This window comes from Streptomyces sp. NPDC035033 (genome assembly GCF_040636735.1).
Classification (GTDB): domain Bacteria; phylum Actinomycetota; class Actinomycetes; order Streptomycetales; family Streptomycetaceae; genus Streptomyces.
Genome location: NZ_JBEZUZ010000047.1, coordinates 28,766 through 45,334, shown reverse-complemented (window position 1 = coordinate 45,334; position 16,569 = coordinate 28,766). Strand labels below are relative to the sequence as shown.

The following is a 16,569-nucleotide window of genomic DNA, read 5'->3' as shown; positions in this document are numbered from 1 at the left end:
GGGCGGTGATCCGGCGGGCTGACCGGCCGTCACCCGCCTGACCACCGCGCGCGCGAGGACCGCGCCCAGGATGTCGAGGCCCTGGACGACGCTCGTCCACGGCCCGGCGTCGCCGGTGACCCGGAAGTACCCGGCGACGGTCGCGGAGGCGTGGACCGTGCTCGGCGTCCGGGGAGCCGCCGGGCCGGCTCAGACGTCGCGGTGGCGGCGGTTCACCACCGCGACGTCCGAGCCGGCCCATCTGCTAGCGGAAGGCCCGCTCGGGCAGCAGGCCCCGGGCCTTCAGTTCGGCGGCTACGAGCGCCGCGTACTCGGTGGCGCCGCGGACCGAGGTGTGGGTGTTGTCCCGCTTCTCGGCCGTCAGGTAGAGCGCCTTGGACGCCTCGGGGCCGAGTTCTTCGACGCGGGCCCTGGTGAGGGCGGTGAGGTCGATCAGCGGGGTGGAGAGGGTGGTGGCGAGGGCGCGGATCTCGGCGGGGTGGTCGACGCCGAGGCCGTTGACGAGCAGGGCGGTGCCGTTGTCCAGGGTGCCGTCGGCGTTGAACCAGCGGCGGACGATCGGGGTGACGAGGACGGGTTCGCCGCCGCGGGCCCGTACCCGCTCGACCAGGGTGGTGAGGTTGGCGCGGTAGGTGGCGGCGTCGGTCTGCTTGTCGTTGTGGGCGAGCTGGATCAGGACCGGGTCGCCGGGGCGGAGTTCCGCCTCGACGCGGTCGAAGAGGGCCGGGTTCGCGAGGAAGGTGACGGTGGACTCGCCGGAGTCGGCGTGGTTGGCGACGGCGGTGCCGCGCCCCAGGTGGGCGGGGAGCCGCTGGCCCCAGCCGGTGTACGGGTCGCCGGGCTGGTCGCAGACGGTGGAGTCGCCGACCAGGAAGAGGCGGTCGGCGGCGGGGGCGGGGGTGACGCGGAGGGCGGCGACGCGCGGGGCGGGGCCGGTGAGCAGCAGGTCGAGGCCGGGGGTGCCGGTGGGGCCGGTGGGTTCGCCCTCGGGGTCGCGGACGTCGACGGTGAAGGAACGGCGGACCCGTTCGCCGGCCGCGGTCGGCGTCTCGGCGAGCAGGGCCCGGCGGGTCTCGCCGGTGACCGCGGTCGCGCCGGCGGTGTCGCCGCCGAGGGTGACGGTGACGTCGTACGTGCCGGGAGGGAGGTCGAAGTGGCAGGCGAGGCCGCCGGCTTCGGTGCCGGCGCAGTGGTCGAGGCCCTGACCGTAGGGGGTTTCGGCGTGGGCGGGGGCCGTGGCGGCGAGCAGCGTGAGCAGGCTCGCCGCGAGGGTGGCGGTCCTCTTCATCGGGGTTCTCCGGAAGGTCACTCGGGGAGGTGGTCGCCGACGAGGGCGAGGTTCTGGATGGCGGCGAGGCCGTAGAGGGCGGTGGTGTTGGTGCTGATCCAGAGGTGCTCGTAGCCGGGTTCGAGGGCGGCCGGGCCCTGGACGGGCGTCTTGTCCCAGACCATGGCGGAGGTGTAGCCGTCGCTCCTGTCGAACTTGGCCCAGGCGCGCTGGGCGAGCTTGGCGTCGTTCAACTGGGCGGCGGCGTAGGCGTCCTGGCGGGAGTGGCCCTGGAAGAGGAGGAGGGTGCCGAAGTTCTGTCCGTAGCGGGCGGCCTGCTCGGTCTTGGAGGCGTTGAAGTAGCGGCAGTAGTCGAGCCACGCCTCCTTGAACGCGGGCATGTCGATCAGGTCGACGAGTTCGGCGCACATCTCGACGAGGCCGAACATGGCGGAGAGGTGGGAGACGCCGACGGCGGGCTTGTCGGCGATCGCGAAGCGGCCGGTGTCGAGGTCGTACAGGCCGGTGCCCTGGACGAAGCCGTTGGGCTGGGCGGCGATCGTCTCCATGGTGGAGCGCAGCCGCGCCTCGGCCTTGGCGGCCTTGGGTCCGCCGCGTTCCCACTCGGTGAGCCAGGCGGCGGCGAGACCGCTCCAGTCGGTGCCGAAGCCGATGGAGAGGGCGTGGCGGTCGGGGGTGTAGGGCTCGGTGCGGATCTTGCGGATGGGGTCGAGGACGAGGAAGGTCTCGTCGGAGTCGACCAGGTCGCGCATGAGGTCGCCGACGCGTTCGTCGGCGGTGAGGAAGTAGTAGGGGCGGCGGTAGACGGCGGTGGAGATCCGCTGCTGCTTGGCGCTGCACGCGAAGTGCTGGACGCCGTGGCGGGTGCCGAGACCGGCCCACCGGCCGAGGTGGTAGACGTCGACCTCGCCGGTGTGGCGGGTCATGGCCTCGGCGAAGCGGAAGACGTCGGCGCGGCCGGAGCGCAGGTAGGCGTACCAGAGCCACAGGTCGGGCGAGAGTTCGGAGTTGTCCCAGGCGTAGCCGCCGACGTCGTACCGCCACTGGTGCCGGTCCTCGTCGTAGGTGTGCATGATGTCGCCGTAGTCCCAGAAGCCGTACCAGCGGCGCTGCTCGACCTGGTCCTTGTAGTAGGTGAAGAGGTAGTCGAGGCGGTCCTCGATCCTCGCCTTCGCCGGGGTGGAGCGGTCGACGGGCGAGAAGAGGCCGCCGAAGACGCGGGCGCGGACGAGGTCCTCGGGGCTCGCGGCGAGCTGCGGCGGGACGCGGACGGCGGCGGCCCGGGCGACGAGGGCGGCGGCGGTCGGGGTGGCGGCCTCGGCCCAGAACATCAGCTCGCTGGTGCGGGCGATGCCGTAGGGGGTGCCGAAGCCGGGCTCGTAGTCCTCATAGGTGATGTTGAGGCCCTCCAGCTGCTCGGGGAAGGTGTCCTGGCCCATGCCGTCGTGGTAGAAGCGCAGGTCCATGGGCTGGGCCTCGGGCGACCAGAGCCAGAGGGTGACCTCGGCCTCGTCGCCGGCGGCGCCCCGGACGTCGAGCTGGGCGGGGTGCTTCTGCCAGAAGTCCCGCAGCCCGAAGGAGAGTCCGCCGCTCACGCCGCCGACGTAGCCGAAGCCGCTCGCGCGGCGGCCGCCGCCGGCCGGGATCCAGCCGTGGCCGGCCTCGGTGCGCTTGCGGATCGCGAAGCCGTCGGCGGTGAGCTGGGAGAGGGTGTAGTCGCCCCAGGTGGGGACGTACGCGAGGCGGCTGGTGACGCGCTGGTCCCAGGTGGCCGGGTCGGGCAGCCGGCGGCCCTCGACCTGGGCCTTGCGGACGGCGGCGCCAGGGTCGCGGCGCAGGCCGGTGATGCCCTGGACGGCCTCGGTGAGGAAGCCGGAGCCCTCTCCGGCGAGGCGGACGTGCCGGTCGTAGGGGGCGTCGCGCATCGGGACGGTGAAGCGGACGCCGAGGCCGCGGACGAAGTCCTCGTTCTGGTCGCCGTCGTAGGTGATCGTGTGGACCATGCGGAGGGCCTCGGAGCCGGCGTGGAAGTAGAGGCGGACCGAGAACGGCAGCCAACTGCGGCTGCCCTTGCGGTGCTTGCCGTCGACGCGGACCACGGCCCGGACGGGCCCGGTCTGTTCGACGACGGCGCCGGAGATCTCGCCGTCGAACCGCTCCCACTTGGCGTTCCCCTGGTCGCCGTCGTCGAGGTCGCCCTGGCGCAGCAGCACCAGCCGACCGTCGGTCGCGACCTTCACGCCGTCGCGGGTGAGGGACTCGACGAGCTTGCCGCCGTCCTTCCGCAGCACCGCCTTCACGACGCCGGTGTCGACGGTGATCCCGCGGTCGGTCTCGGTGACGGTGACCGTCTTCGCGCCGGTCGCGGGGGTGCCGGGGGCGAGCGAGAAGCGTTCGGCGCCGGCGGCCTCGGGGCCGACGGCGTGGGCGGTCCACTTGAGGGAGCCGTCGGGCCAGCGGGCGGTGGTCCAGGTCTGGACGGGGACGGGGACGCCGTCGGCGGTGGTGAGCGCGAACGCCGTGTCGCCGGCGTGCGCGCCCTTGGGCCAGGCGACGCCGAAGGTGGACCCGCCGGCGGCGCCGAGGCCCCCCGGCTCCAGCCAGGTGATGCTCGCGGGCCGCTCCTCGGCGGCCGCCTCGGCGACCGGCGCGGCCCGGGCCTCGCTCCGGCCGAGCGCCCAGCTGAACTGGGCGGCGGCACCGGCGACGGCGGCCGCCTTGAGGAGGGAGCGACGGGGTATCGAGGACACGGGGACTCCTTTCGAGGGCATGCCGGTGACATGCGCGGAGGGAGGGCTGGGGGCGAGGTGGGGAAGGAGCGGGACCGGCGGGGACCTCGTACGGGTCCGGACCGGCGGGGACCGCGTACGGGCCCGGGGGCGGTGGAGACCGCGTACGGCTCCGAGGGCGGTGGGGGCCGCGTACGGCCCCGGGGCGGCCGCCCGGCGGGGCGGCGGTGGCGGCGCCCCGGGCACGGCGGGGCCGGGGGCCCGGGGTCAGGAGGGGCGGGCGGCCGCGTGGGCGGCGGCCGTGCGGCGCTCCGCCGCCAGCGCGCCCGCGACCAGGAACCCCAGGGCCGGCGGGGCGAGCGGGGCGGAGAACCAGCCCGAGGCAACGACGACCGCCAGGCCGCAGACGACGAGCAGGGAACCGGCCGGGTCGCGCAGGGCCCGGCGGGCGGCGTCGGGGAGCAGCGCCCGCCAGGAGGCGCCCGGCCGCCAGGCGGTGGCCGCCCGGAGCACGGTGACGGTCAGCCACAGCGCGGCGAGGATCGCGAGGGCCCCGGCCGGACGGCCGCCGGGCACCGGCAGCGCCCGTACGAGCGCGAGGTCGGCCAGGACCAGGGCGAGCGCCGCCCAGAAGGCGAGCCCCACGGCCCAGCCGCCGCCCCGCAGGGCGGCGCGGAGCTCGGCCGCGAAGGACCGCGCGCCGGTCCCCTCCCCCTCGACCGTGCGCCGCAGGTGCCCCGCGCCGGCGGCGAGCGCGGCGGGGAGCGTGACGAGCGGCAGCGCGGCGACGGCGATCCACACCCCGGTCAGGAGGCACTCGGCGAAGACCGCGAACCGGGCCCGGAAGCGGTCCCCCCTCCCGCCGCCCCCGGTCACTTGAGCCCCGAGGTGGCCATGCCGTCGATCAGGTACCGCTGGAAGGCGAGGAAGAACGCCACCACCGGCAGCAGCGCCACCAGCGACATCGCGATCATGCCGCCGTAGTTGGCGACGCCGTCCTGGTCGACGAACATCTTCAGGCCGAGCGAGACGGTGTACTTCTCGGGTTCGTTGAGGTAGATCAGCGGCCCCATGAAGTCGTTCCACGCGTTGATGAAGGTGAAGATGGCGCTGGTGATGAGCGCCGGCCGGCACAGCGGCAGCACGATCGACCAGTAGGTCCGCAGGTGCCCGCAGCCGTCCAGGCGCGCCGCCTCGTCCAGTTCCCTGGGCAGTCCGCGCATGAACTGCACCATGAGGAAGACGAAGAAGGCGTCGGTGGCGAGGTACTTGCCGAGGAGCAACGGCGTGTAGGTGTTGACGAGTTCGAGCTTCTGGAACAGCACGTACTGCGGGATGAGCAGTACGTGGTAGGGCAGCAGCAGGGTGCCGATCATCAGGGTGAAGAGCAGGTTGCGGCCCGCGAAGCCGATCTTGGCGAAGGCGTAGGCGGCGAGCGAGCTGGAGGCCAGCACGCCGACGACCGAGGCGACGGCCAGGAAGAGCGAGTTGGAGAAGAAGGTGGAGACGGGGATGTCGGCGATGCCGTCGGCGAGCCGCCGGTAGTTGTCGGTGATGGGGTCGGTCGGGATGACGTTCAGGCTGCCGACGATCTCGTCGTTGGGCTTGAACGAGCCGCCGATCACCCAGAAGACCGGGTAGAGGACCACGGCGAGGACGGCGAGGGAGCCGAGGTGCCAGACGAGGGAGCCGGCGTCGAACCGCCGCGCTCCGGTGCGGACGAGGCTCATCGGCCTCCCTCCTCGTAGTGCACCCAGCGCCGCTGGGACCAGAACAGGACCGCCGTGACCAGGCCGACGGCGAGCAGCAGCATCCAGGCCATCGCGGAGGCCAGGCCCATCCGGCTGTTCTCGAAGCCCTGGACGTAGAGGTAGCAGGTGTAGACGAGGGTGCCGTCGGCCGGGCCGCAGGCGTTGCCCTGGCTGCCGATGATGTAGGCGGAGCCGAAGATCTGGAAGGAGTGGATGGTCTCCAGGAGCACGTTGAAGAAGAGCACCGGGGAGATCATCGGCAGGGTGATGGACCAGAACCGGCGCCAGGGTCCGGCGCCGTCCATCTGCGCCGCCTCGTACAGCTCGCGGGGCACCTGCTTGAGCCCGGCGAGGAAGATGACCATGGGGGCGCCGAACTGCCAGACGGTCAGGGCGATCAGCGCGTAGATGATCTTGTCGGGGTCGCCGATCCAGCCGCCCGGGTCGAAGCCGAGCAGGCGCTGGGCCCGGTCGACGGGGGCGTCGTCGGCGAAGAGGGCGCGCCAGACGATGGCGATGGAGACGCTGGCGCCGATGAGCGAGGGGGCGTAGAACGCGGCCCGGTAGAAGCCCTGTCCGCGCCGGCTCTGGTTGAGCAGGACGGCGACGCCGAGGGCGGCGGCGAGCTTCAGCGGGGTGCCGAGGACCACGTACCAGCCGGTGACCTCGACGGAGGTGCGCCAGCGGGGGTCGCCGAACATCTCGGTGAAGTTGTCGAGGCCGATCCACCGGGGGGCGTCGAAGAGGTTGTAGTCGGTGAAGGCGAAGTAGAGCGAGACGGCCATGGGGCCGGCGGTCAGCAGCAGGAAGCCGGCGATCCACGGGGAGAGGAAGAGGTAGCCGGCGAGGTTCTCCCGGCGGGCGGGGCGGCTCCGCCCGCGCGGGCGGGCGGAGCCGGGGGCCGGGGCGGGGGCCCCGGGTCCCGAGCGGGCCGCCTCCGGCGCGGCGGGGGTCGGTGCGGTGGTCACGGCGGCGTCCATCAGGCGGAGAGGGCCGTCTTCGCCTCGGTGAAGTACTGCTTCACCGCGTCCTCGACGGTCCGGGTGCCCAGGGACATCTCCTCGGACAGGCGCAGGAAGGCCGCCTCGCAGACGTCGGCGCCGGCCGGGTGCGGGGTGATCGGCTCCAGGACGCGGGACTCGACGAGCCGCTTCTCGTAGGCGGCGATCTGCTTGCCGACCTCGTCGGCGGGCACGTAGGCGGCGTTCTGGGCCTCGGTGGCGGGGACGCCCCGGTCGTAGCCCATGATCCTGCCGACCTCGGGGTCGTGGACCATGAAGTCGATGAACTGGGCCACTTCCTTGGGGTGCTTGGTGCGCCTGGAGGCGCTGAGCATGAGGGAGCCGAGGTACTGGCCGGTGCGCTTGCCGTCGGTGGTGGGGATGGGGGCGAGACCGTACCGGCTCTTGCCCTCGGAGGTGTAGCGGACGGCGAAGTTGTCCCAGGTGAACTCGCAGCCGGCGAGTCCGGCGGTGACCGCCGACTTCGGCTTGGCCTGGATGGTCTTCTTCGGGTCGGCGTAGACGCCGGACCTCACCCGGGCGGCGGCCTTGGTCCACCAGTCCGTCAGATCGGCCTCGGTGAAGCCGAGTCCGGAGGCGGTGAAGAAGGCCTTGCCCTGCTGGCGCAGGTACATGTCGTACAGGTACATGATCCCGTACGGTCCGGCGTCGCCGGCCCGGCCGGCCGTCTCCTGGATCTTCGCCAGGGCGTCGTGGTACTCGTCCCAGGTCCAGCCGGGCTTCGGCGTGACCTTGGCCTTCTCGAAGACGGCCTCGTCGACGACGAGGGCCATCGAGTTGGAGCCGACGGGGACGCCGAGCAGCTTGCCGTCGACCTCGCCGAACTTCTCCAGGCCGGCCCGGAAGCCCTCCAGGCGGAGGTTCCCGGCCTCGACCTGCCCGCGCAGGTCGAGGAGGACGTTCTTGGCGTCGTACTTGCGCAGGAATCCGATGGCGTTCTGGAAGACGTCGGGCGTGTTGCCGCCGGAGGCCTGGGTGTTGAACTTCTTCCAGAAGTCGGCGTACGGCTGGAAGTCGGTCTTCACCTTGATCTTCGGGAACTTCTTCTCGAAGAGGGCGATCGACCGGTTGATCCGCTTGGCGCGGTCGTCGGAGCCCCACCAGGTGTACCGGATGGTGACGGTGCCGTCGCCGCCTCCCGAGCCGGAACCGCTTCCGCAGCCCGCCGCGGTCAGGCCGAGCGCCGCCGCCGAGCCACCCGTGATCTTCAGCAGACTCCGACGGTCGACAGTGCCATGAGTACGCACAGTTCGTCCTCCCGCGCGTGATTAGAACGTTTCAGGAAAGCGCTTGCTGGGTCACCGTAGGGTCGCCCGTCAGCCACGTCAACGCTTCGGACAGGATCTTTCGAAGCGCTTCGAACCGCAGGCGCGGCCCACGGCGATGAAAGGATTCAAAGAGGGGGTCAGGCGAGCCCGATGACGTTCCACGGCACCGGCTCCGGGGCGGCCCTCGGCACCCCGTTCGCGAGCCGCGCGCCGGCTCGACGCCGCCCGGCGCTCCACCGGGTCCGACGGTGAGGTCGGGGTCGCGGGCGAAGCGGGCGGTGCGCTCGGGAAGTGACACGCGGGTCCCTCTCGTTCGACATTTCGACCAACAGCCGCATGCCCGAACGAGAACGTAGGAGCGGAGCCCCGGGGCGTCAACGGATCACCGTCCCGGAAAGCCCGGAGGCCGGGCGGGCCCCCAGGGGGGTCCGCCCGGCCTCGTCGTACGCGGAGCGCGCTCTCGCGGGGCGGGCTGTTATTCGAGCAGCTCCGCGTACGAGCCCATGGCCAGGGCGATGTCCGCCTGGGCCCAGAACCGGTGGTAGGTGAAGACGGGGGCGGCGCCGCCCGCCAGGTAGGCCTCGATCTTCGGCCAGGCCGGGTCGTCCTGGTAGAAGGAGCGGATCGAGGCGAAGGTGGAGGCGTTGTTCACCGCGTCGCCGTTCGGCATCACGCCGGTCCAGCCGGACGGCACGTACACCGGGTCGTCGAAGCGGTTGTAGTCGGCGCGGGTCTCCTCCACGGCGATGCCCAGCGGGTCCTGGTGGTGCTCCCACATGCCGTCGAGGAGGGCCTTGGCGACCCGCTTGGCCTCCGCGTGGCCGGACTTGGCCGCGTAGTAGGTCAGGGTCTTGGCGTAGGCGGCGGCGACGCCGACGTCGTTCGTGTAGTCGGCGACGGTGACGTGCAGGCCGTTGTTGGCGCCGGGGTTCGCCGCGTTCCAGGTGTCGGGCGCGCCGGACCACTGGAGGGTGGACGGGATGCGGAAGGTGCCGTCGGGGTTGACGGTGGTCTTGGACAGCGCCCAGGAGACCCACTTGTCGAGGACGGTCTTCGCCTCGGCGTTCCCGGTCTGCTGGTAGTACTCGGCGACCCGCTCCATCGACCAGGCCTGGAAGCCGAACCACTGGTTCGACGCCGGGTCGTGGTAGACGGGCTTCTCGTCGTAGTACATGCCGTAGAAGGTCGGGGTGCCGGCCGGCGGGATGGCGTAGCGGCCCTGCCAGCTGTTGGTCGCGCCGCCCGCGATGGCGCCCTCGCTCGACTGGAGCCAGCGGTAGAACTCCAGCTGCCGGTCGAGGCTGGTGGCCCAGTCCGCCTGTCCCGTGGCCGACTTGGGCTTGAGCGGGGCGTACTCGCTCAGGGCGTAGGCGGCGAGGGGGTTCTGGTAGCCGCTGTGGTTGTGGCTGGAGCCGATCCGCCACGACCAGCCGGCCGAGGTGTCGACGGCGCCGCCCCAGGCGTAGTACCAGGACATCAGGTAGTGGGCGCTGTCCTTGCCGGTGCCGGCCGGGCAGGCGGTCGGGCCGACGCAGTTCCCGATCTTCTTGAAGTACTTGTCGAACATGGCGTACCGCAGGTAGTCGCCCATCTTGGCGGCCTTGCCGACGGTCGCGGCGACCTGGGAGCCCTTGCCCTGCTCCTTGGCCCACAGGTCGGCCCAGTAGGCGGCCTGGACGGCGCGGGCGTCGGCGTCGGGGGCGTTGGTGTACTTCCACTGCTTGGCGTAGGAGGCGTCCCCGGTGAAGATGTCGAGGTAGCCGTTCTTCCCGCCGTAGGAGAAGTTGTCGCAGGTCGGGTGGGTGACGGTCTCCCAGACGGACTCCTGCGGGCCGCGCTGGAAGGTGTTGATGTACGAGGGGCCGGTCGCCGTCGGTCCGGCGGAGCACTTCCCGGGCTCGTTGCCGAAGCCGTAGACGTTGTCGACGTCCTGGATCCAGTGCATGCCGTAGATGTCGTCGGTGCCGTAGGCGCTCTTCAGCTCGGCCGCGATCGGGTCGGAGCCGGAGGTGACGCCGGAGTCGAGGCGGGCCGGGTACTGCGAGGGGAGGTCCCACTCGGGGGCGTAGGTGGCCGGCTTCGAGGCGTTGTAGGAGGAGTTCGTCGGCTGATCCGCGTGGGTCGGGATCATGTACTTCTCCATGGTGTCCCACGCGCCGTTGAACTTGGTCCAGTCGCCGGTGATCTTGCCGTACATGGCCTGGAGCCAGATGAGGTAGCTGTACGCCTCCGAGGTCGTCTCGTGGCCGTGGTCGGGGGCCTCGACGATCAGGGTCTCGACGGAGTGGTACGGGATGCCCTCGGGCGAGAAGTAGCCGTTGGCCGGGTTGGTGATCTTCCCGTACAGGTCGAGGAAGCGGGCGTCGTACGTGGAGTCCGCGGCGAGCTGGGTGACCTGGACCTCGGCCTTGGCGTGGCCGGGGGCGGTCGCGGTGAAGACGGCGACGCCGGTGCCGGTGGAGCCGGCGGTGACGGTCACCTTCTGGGCGGTGTTCCAGTTCGCCGGGGTGAAGGTGAGGGTGGCCGGGGAGGCCGTCAGGTCGGTGTTGCCGGAGGCGCGGGCCACGGTGACGGTGACGTTCGCCGACGGGGCCTTCGACAGCTTGAGGTCGAAGGTGCCGGTGGCGCCCTGGCGGACGGCCAGCTGGCCGGGGGTGGCGACGAGCGCGGGCCCGGCGGCCACCGTGATGCCGACCGGGGCGGACTCGCCGGAGGCGCCCTGGCTGTCGTACGCCTTGGCGTAGAGCGAGTGGGCGCCGGTGGCGAGGCCGGCGGCGCTGTACGTGAACGGCGCGGTGGTGTCGGTGCCCAGGAGGGTCGTGTCGCTGTAGAACTCGACCTTGTCGACGGTGGCGCCGTCGGCCGCGGCGGCGGTGGCGGCCAGCGGGACGGCGTCGCCCTGGGCGTAGACCGCGCCGGCGGCGGGGCTGGTGAGGACGGCGACCGGCGGCTGGTGGGCGCCGGTGCACGAGGTGCCGTTGACGGCGAAGTCCGTGGGCGCGGCGTTGGTGCCGGTGTACGTGAACTGGCCACCGGTCGTGACGGCGGCGCCGGCGGCGACGGTGCCGTTCCAGCCGGCGTTGGTGACGGTCACGTTCTTGCCGGACTGCGACCAGACGCCGCTCCAGCCGTTGGTGAGCTTCTGGTCACCGGCGTAGGAGTAGGTGAGCGTCCAGCCGTTCAGGGCGGCGGTGCCCCGGTTGGTCAGGGTGAGTTCGGCGGTGAAGCCCGAACCCCAGTCGTTCGTCTTGTAGTCGACGCTGCACTGGAGGGCGGCGGCCTGCGCGGGGCCGGCGCCGGCCCCGGCGGCCAGCAGGCCGAGGGGGAGGGAGAGCACGGCGGTCAGGGCGGTCAGGCGCCTGTGGGGGCGTCGTCTTCTCAGCGGTGGCATACGGGTGGATCTCCTCGCGGCTCGGGAGGTCGGGTGGTGCGAAGAGCGGACCGTTCGGGCGGTGCGGGGGCGGAGCTCGATGGCGCGGGAGGCGGTGCTCGGCGGCGCGGAGGCGGTGCTCGGCGGTGCGGAGGCGGTGCTCGGCGGTGCGGAGGCGGTGCTCGATGGTGCGGGGGCGGGCATGGGGAACAAGCCCTGAACCAGTGGGAGCGCTCCCACTGTGCAAGCGTGACGCAACCACGTCAAGATGCGTGAAGAGTCGAAGGCAAGCGACGAGGAATTTACCCAACTCCTCTTTTGCTTGGCCTCCGTTGCCGCTACGGTCTGCCCGACCAGTGGGAGCGATTCCATCCAGTCGGCGCGCCGCGGGAGGCGTGCCCTCGCTGTGAGGACTCGCTCATGCGACATCCCCCACGTCCCATCGCGCTGCTCGCAGGAGCGGCGGTCATGGCGGCGAGCACCGCGCTCGCCGTCGTGGGTACGGCCTCAGGAGCCGCGGCCGCACCCGTCTGCACCGTGGAGTACTCGGTCACCAACCAGTGGACCGGAGGCTTCCAGGGTGCCGTCACCGTCACGAACAACAGCACCGCGCTGAACGGCTGGAGCCTCGGCTTCTCCTTCCCCGACGGCCAGCGGGTCAGCCAGGGCTGGGGCGGCACGTGGTCCCAGTCCGGCGCCGCCGTCACCGTGACCGCCGAGAGCTGGAACGCCCGGCTCGACGCCGGCGCGAAGGTGACGACGGGCTTCATCGCCTCGTGGACGGGGACCAACACGGCCCCGACCGCGTTCACGCTCGGCGGCGTGCCCTGCGCCGCGGACGGACCGACCACTCCGCCCACCACTCCCCCGACCACCCCGCCCACGACTCCCCCGACCACACCGCCCACCACCCCGCCCACCTCTCCGCCGCCGGCCCCCGTCTCCGGCGCGCCCGAACTCTCCGTCACCGGGAACGCGTTCACCGACCAGAACGGCGCGGTCCGCCGGCTCCTCGGCGTCAACCGTTCCGGCGGCGAGTTCATGTGCGTCCAGGGCCACGGCATCTGGGACGGTCCGGTCGACGACGCCTCCGTCGAGGCGATCGCCGGCTGGAAGGCCAACACGGTCCGCATCCCCCTCAACGAGGAGTGCTGGCTCGGCCTGGACAACATCAAGCCCGAGTACCGGGGCGCGAACTACGTCGGCGCCGTCGAGGACCTGGTGACCAAGGTCCTCGCCCACGGCATGACGCCGGTCCTCGAACTGCACTGGAGCCACGGCCAGTACACCGGGAACTCCTCGGGCTGCGCCGACGTGCACGCCTCCTGTCAGAAGCCGATGCCGAACGCCCGGTACACCCCGGCGTTCTGGACCTCGGTCGCCGACACCTTCAAGCACGACAAGCGGGTCGTCTTCGACCTCTTCAACGAGCCCTATCCGGACCGGGCGACCGCCACCGCGACCCAGGCGTGGACCTGCTGGCGCGACGGCGGCACCTGTCCCGGCATCGGGTACGAGGTCGCCGGCATGCAGGACCTGGTGGACGCGGTCCGCGCCACGGGGGCGAAGAACCTGGTCCTCGTCCCGGGCCTCGCGTACTCCAACGACCTGAGCCAGTGGCTCACGTACCGCCCCACGGACCCGGCGGCGAATCTGGCCGCCGCCTGGCACGTCTACAACTTCAACACCTGCTCCACCGAGACGTGCTGGAACGACACCCTCGCCCCGGTAGCCGCCCAGGTACCCCTGCTGGCCGGCGAGATCGGCGAGAACACCTGCGGACACGCGTTCATCGACCGCGTCATGAAGTGGTTCGACGACCGCGGCCTGTCGTACCTGGGCTGGACCTGGAACACCTGGAACTGCGACTCCGGTCCCGCGCTGATCAGTTCGTACGACGGCACGCCCACCGCATTCGGCATCGGGCTGCGCGACCACCTGCGCGCCCTCACCCCGTGAAAGGAACCCCCACCCCCATGAGCCGCACCAGCCGTACCGCCCTCCTGGCGGCCCTCGGCCTCATCACCGCGACCGGAGCCACCGCCACGGTCTTCGGCGCCACCGCCGGCGCAGCCACCCCGGGCTGCAAGGTCGACTACAGCATCACCAACCAGTGGAACACCGGCTTCGGCGCCAACGTCGTCGTCACCAACACCGGCGACCCGGTGTCCTCGTGGACCCTGGAGTGGACCTACGCGGGCAACCAGCAGGTCACCCAGGGCTGGAACGCCACCCTCACCCAGTCCGGCGCCGCCGTCACCGCCAAGAGCCTGTCCTACAACGGCGCGCTCGCGACCGGAGGTTCGACCTCCTTCGGCTTCAACGGCTCCTACAGCGGCACCAACGCCGTGCCGGCCACGTTCAAGCTGAACGGCGTCACCTGCAACACCGCCACGCAGCCGACGGACCCGCCGACCACGCCGCCCACGACGCCGCCGACGACCCCGCCGACGACCCCGGGCACGAAGGCGGACAACCCGTACGCCGGGGCCAAGGTGTACGTCAACCCCGACTGGAGCGCCAAGGCCGCCGCCGAGCCGGGCGGCAGCCGGATCTCCCAGCAGCCCACCGGCGTCTGGCTGGACCGCATCGCCGCCATCAACGGCACGCCCGGCGCCCGGGGCCTGCGCGCCCACCTCGACGAGGCCCTGACGCAGAAGGGCTCCGGCGAGCTGGTCGTCCAGCTGGTCATCTACAACCTGCCCGGCCGCGACTGTGCCGCGCTCGCCTCCAACGGCGAGCTGGGCCCGACGGAGATCGACAAGTACAAGACGCAGTACATCGACCCGATCGCCGCGATCCTCGCCGACCCGAAGTACGCGAGCCTGCGGATCGTCACCACGGTCGAGATCGACTCCCTCCCCAACCTCGTGACGAACGTGGCCGGCCGTCCGACCGAGACCGCCAACTGCAACGTCATGAAGGAGAACGGCAACTACATCAAGGGCGTCGGCTACGCGCTCAACAAGCTCGGCGCGATCCCCAACGTCTACAACTACGTCGACGCCGGCCACCACGGCTGGCTCGGCTGGGACTCCAACTTCGGCCCGTCCGCGGAGCTGTTCAAGACGGCCGCGACCGCCGAGGGCTCCACGGTCGCCAACGTCCACGGCTTCATCGTGAACACGGCGAACTACAGCGCCCTGAAGGAGGACAACTTCAAGATCACCGACAGTGTGAACGGCACCTCCGTGCGCACCTCGAAGTGGATCGACTGGAACCAGTACGCCGACGAGCTGTCCTACGCGCAGGCCATGCGCGCCAAGCTGGTCTCGCTCGGCTTCGACAGCAACCTCGGCATGCTGATCGACACCTCCCGCAACGGCTGGGGCGGCACCCAGCGGCCCACCGGCCCGGGCGCGCCGACCGACGTGAACACCTACGTCGACGGCGGCCGCTACGACCGCCGCATCCACCTCGGCAACTGGTGCAACCAGGCCGGCGCGGGCCTCGGCGAGCGTCCCCAGGCGGCCCCGGCCGCCGGCATCGACGCGTACGTCTGGATGAAGCCCCCGGGCGAGTCCGACGGCGCGTCGAAGGAGATCCCGAACACCGAGGGCAAGGGCTTCGACCGCATGTGCGACCCGACCTACACGGGCAACGCCCGTAACGGCAACAGCATGTCGGGCGCCCTCCCGGACGCCCCGATCTCGGGCCAGTGGTTCTCGGCCCAGTTCCAGGAGCTCATGAAGAACGCGCACCCCGCGCTGTAGGACCCCGCGAGGGGGTGCCGTCGCCGGTTCGGCGGGACCGGAACGGCACCCCCGACGAGGACGCGCACGAGGCCGGACGGGCCCGGAGACCCCGTCCGGCCTCCGCCTTTCCCCTCCCCGCCGGCGGGGAGGGGCCCTTCTCGGCGCACGGGCGCCGGTGAGGGGGCCCGGAGGTCAGCAGGAGCCCCGGACCACCAGCTCGGTCGGGAAGACGCGGCGCGGGTCCTCGGGGGAGCCCGCGATGTCCCGGAGGAGCATGCGGGCCATCGTGCGGCCCATCTCCTCCGTGGGCTGGCGCACGCTGGTGAGCGGGGGGTCCATCAGCCGGGCCACCGGCGAGTCGTCGACGCCCACGAGCGCGACGTCCTCGGGGATCCGGCGGCCGGCCTCGCGCAGTGCCGCCCGGGCGCCGGCGGCCATGACGTCCGAGGCGACGAAGACCGCGTCCAGTCCGGGCCGCCGTTCCAGCAGTTCGCGCATGGCCGCGCGGCCGCCGGCCTCGGTGAAGTCGCCGGCCGCGACCAGGCCCTCGTCGGGGTCGTGGCCCGCCTCCGCGAGGCCGGCGCGGTAGCCGCCGAGCCGGGCCCTGGCCACGTACATGTCGAGCGGGCCGGTGACGGTGGCGATGCGCCGCCTGCCGCGGCCCACGAGGTGGGCGACGGCGGCGCGGCCGGCGCCGACGTTGTCGGAGTCGACGTACGGGACGGGTTCGGCCTCGGAACGGCGGCCGTTCATGACGAGCGGGATGCCGAGCTCGCGGATGCGGTCGGGGAGCGGGTCGTCGCCGTGGACGGAGGAGAGCAGCACGCCGTCGACGCGCTGCGCGGCGAGGTACTGCTCGAAGCGCTGGCGCTCCTGTTCGGTGCGGACCAGGGTGAGCAGCAACTGCTTGTCAGCCTCGGCGAGTTCGGCGCTGACGCCGCGGATGAGGTCGAGGAAGTAGGGCTCGGCGAAGAGCCGGCCCTCGGCCTCGGGGATGACGAGGGCGACGGCGTCGGTGCGGCTGCCGGCCAGCGCGCGGGCGGCCTGGTTCGGCACGTAGCCGAGTTCGGCGACGGCCCGGGCCACGGCGGCGCGGGTCTGCTCGCTCACCCGCGGGGAGCCGTTGATGACCCGGGAGACCGTGCCCCGGCCGACCCCGGCGCGGGCCGCGACCTGCTCCAGGGTGGGTCTGCTGTTCTGCCGTCCGTTCACGCTCGCCGTGCTCCCCTCGTCGGACATCGTGCCGCTCACCAGGGCCGCGGCGGGACGGGCCCTCCGGCAGGCGGAACGGCCGCGCCGGAGGAAGGGGCCCTCGGGGGGCCACACCGGGATGGGAGCGCTCCCACATTAGAGCACCGCCCTCCCCCGGCGCCACGCGCGCGTTCAGGAGATGACGTGAAGACCCGGCCCCCGGCGGTCGGAAACCCGTCGAACACCTTCCGGTAA

General features: G+C 72.1%; 11 protein-coding genes. 3 read left to right on the top strand and 8 right to left on the bottom strand.

The window, feature by feature from the left end:
- Positions 1-244: 244 nt before the first annotated feature.
- From AB0E83_RS20280 to AB0E83_RS20250, 7 genes are all read right to left on the bottom strand, one after another.
- Positions 245-1,288: a rhamnogalacturonan acetylesterase gene (locus AB0E83_RS20280; protein WP_362113342.1), complete on the bottom strand. Its 1,044-nt coding sequence runs from the start codon at positions 1,286-1,288 to the stop codon at positions 245-247.
- A 17-nt stretch (positions 1,289-1,305) separates the two neighbouring features.
- Positions 1,306-4,038, bottom strand: coding sequence for a Tat pathway signal sequence domain protein (locus AB0E83_RS20275; RefSeq protein WP_362113339.1), 2,733 nt, complete (start codon positions 4,036-4,038; stop codon positions 1,306-1,308).
- 246 nt (positions 4,039-4,284) lie between these two features.
- Positions 4,285-4,893: a hypothetical protein gene (locus AB0E83_RS20270; RefSeq protein WP_362113336.1), complete on the bottom strand. Its 609-nt coding sequence runs from the start codon at positions 4,891-4,893 to the stop codon at positions 4,285-4,287.
- Positions 4,890-5,747: a carbohydrate ABC transporter permease gene (locus AB0E83_RS20265; RefSeq protein WP_362113333.1), complete on the bottom strand. Its 858-nt coding sequence runs from the start codon at positions 5,745-5,747 to the stop codon at positions 4,890-4,892. Before AB0E83_RS20265 ends, AB0E83_RS20270 begins: the two co-directional genes overlap by 4 nt.
- Positions 5,744-6,736, bottom strand: coding sequence for a sugar ABC transporter permease (locus AB0E83_RS20260; protein WP_362113330.1), 993 nt, complete (start codon positions 6,734-6,736; stop codon positions 5,744-5,746). The genes AB0E83_RS20265 and AB0E83_RS20260 overlap by 4 nt, the downstream gene beginning before the upstream one ends.
- 11 nt (positions 6,737-6,747) lie before the next feature.
- Positions 6,748-8,037, bottom strand: a complete 1,290-nt coding sequence (locus tag AB0E83_RS20255) for an extracellular solute-binding protein (RefSeq protein WP_362113327.1) — start codon at positions 8,035-8,037, stop codon at positions 6,748-6,750.
- 496 nt (positions 8,038-8,533) lie between these two features.
- Entirely contained in the window at positions 8,534-11,449 is a 2,916-nt protein-coding gene (locus tag AB0E83_RS20250) for a glycoside hydrolase family 48 protein (RefSeq protein WP_362113324.1), read from the bottom strand.
- 61 nt (positions 11,450-11,510) lie between these two features.
- Here AB0E83_RS20250 and AB0E83_RS20245 point away from each other — a divergent pair, with 61 nt between their 5' ends.
- From AB0E83_RS20245 to AB0E83_RS20235, 3 genes are all read left to right on the top strand, one after another.
- The gene (locus AB0E83_RS20245; protein WP_362113321.1) at positions 11,511-11,648 is read left to right on the top strand and encodes a hypothetical protein; all 138 of its coding nucleotides are present in this window, start codon (positions 11,511-11,513) and stop codon (positions 11,646-11,648) included.
- Positions 11,649-11,848: 200 nt separating this feature from the next.
- A complete protein-coding gene (locus tag AB0E83_RS20240; protein ID WP_362113318.1) occupies positions 11,849-13,387 on the top strand; it encodes a cellulase family glycosylhydrolase in 1,539 nt (512 codons plus the stop codon).
- Between the two features lie 17 nt (positions 13,388-13,404).
- Positions 13,405-15,141 (top strand): glycoside hydrolase family 6 protein, encoded by a 1,737-nt coding sequence (locus AB0E83_RS20235; RefSeq protein ID WP_362113315.1) that lies wholly within the window; start codon positions 13,405-13,407, stop codon positions 15,139-15,141.
- Between the two features lie 174 nt (positions 15,142-15,315).
- Here the strand turns inward: AB0E83_RS20235 and AB0E83_RS20230 are convergent, their stop codons facing one another.
- On the bottom strand, positions 15,316-16,362 hold the full coding sequence (locus tag AB0E83_RS20230; RefSeq protein ID WP_362113312.1) for a LacI family DNA-binding transcriptional regulator: 1,047 nt from the start codon (positions 16,360-16,362) through the stop codon (positions 15,316-15,318).
- Positions 16,363-16,569: the final 207 nt, after the last annotated feature.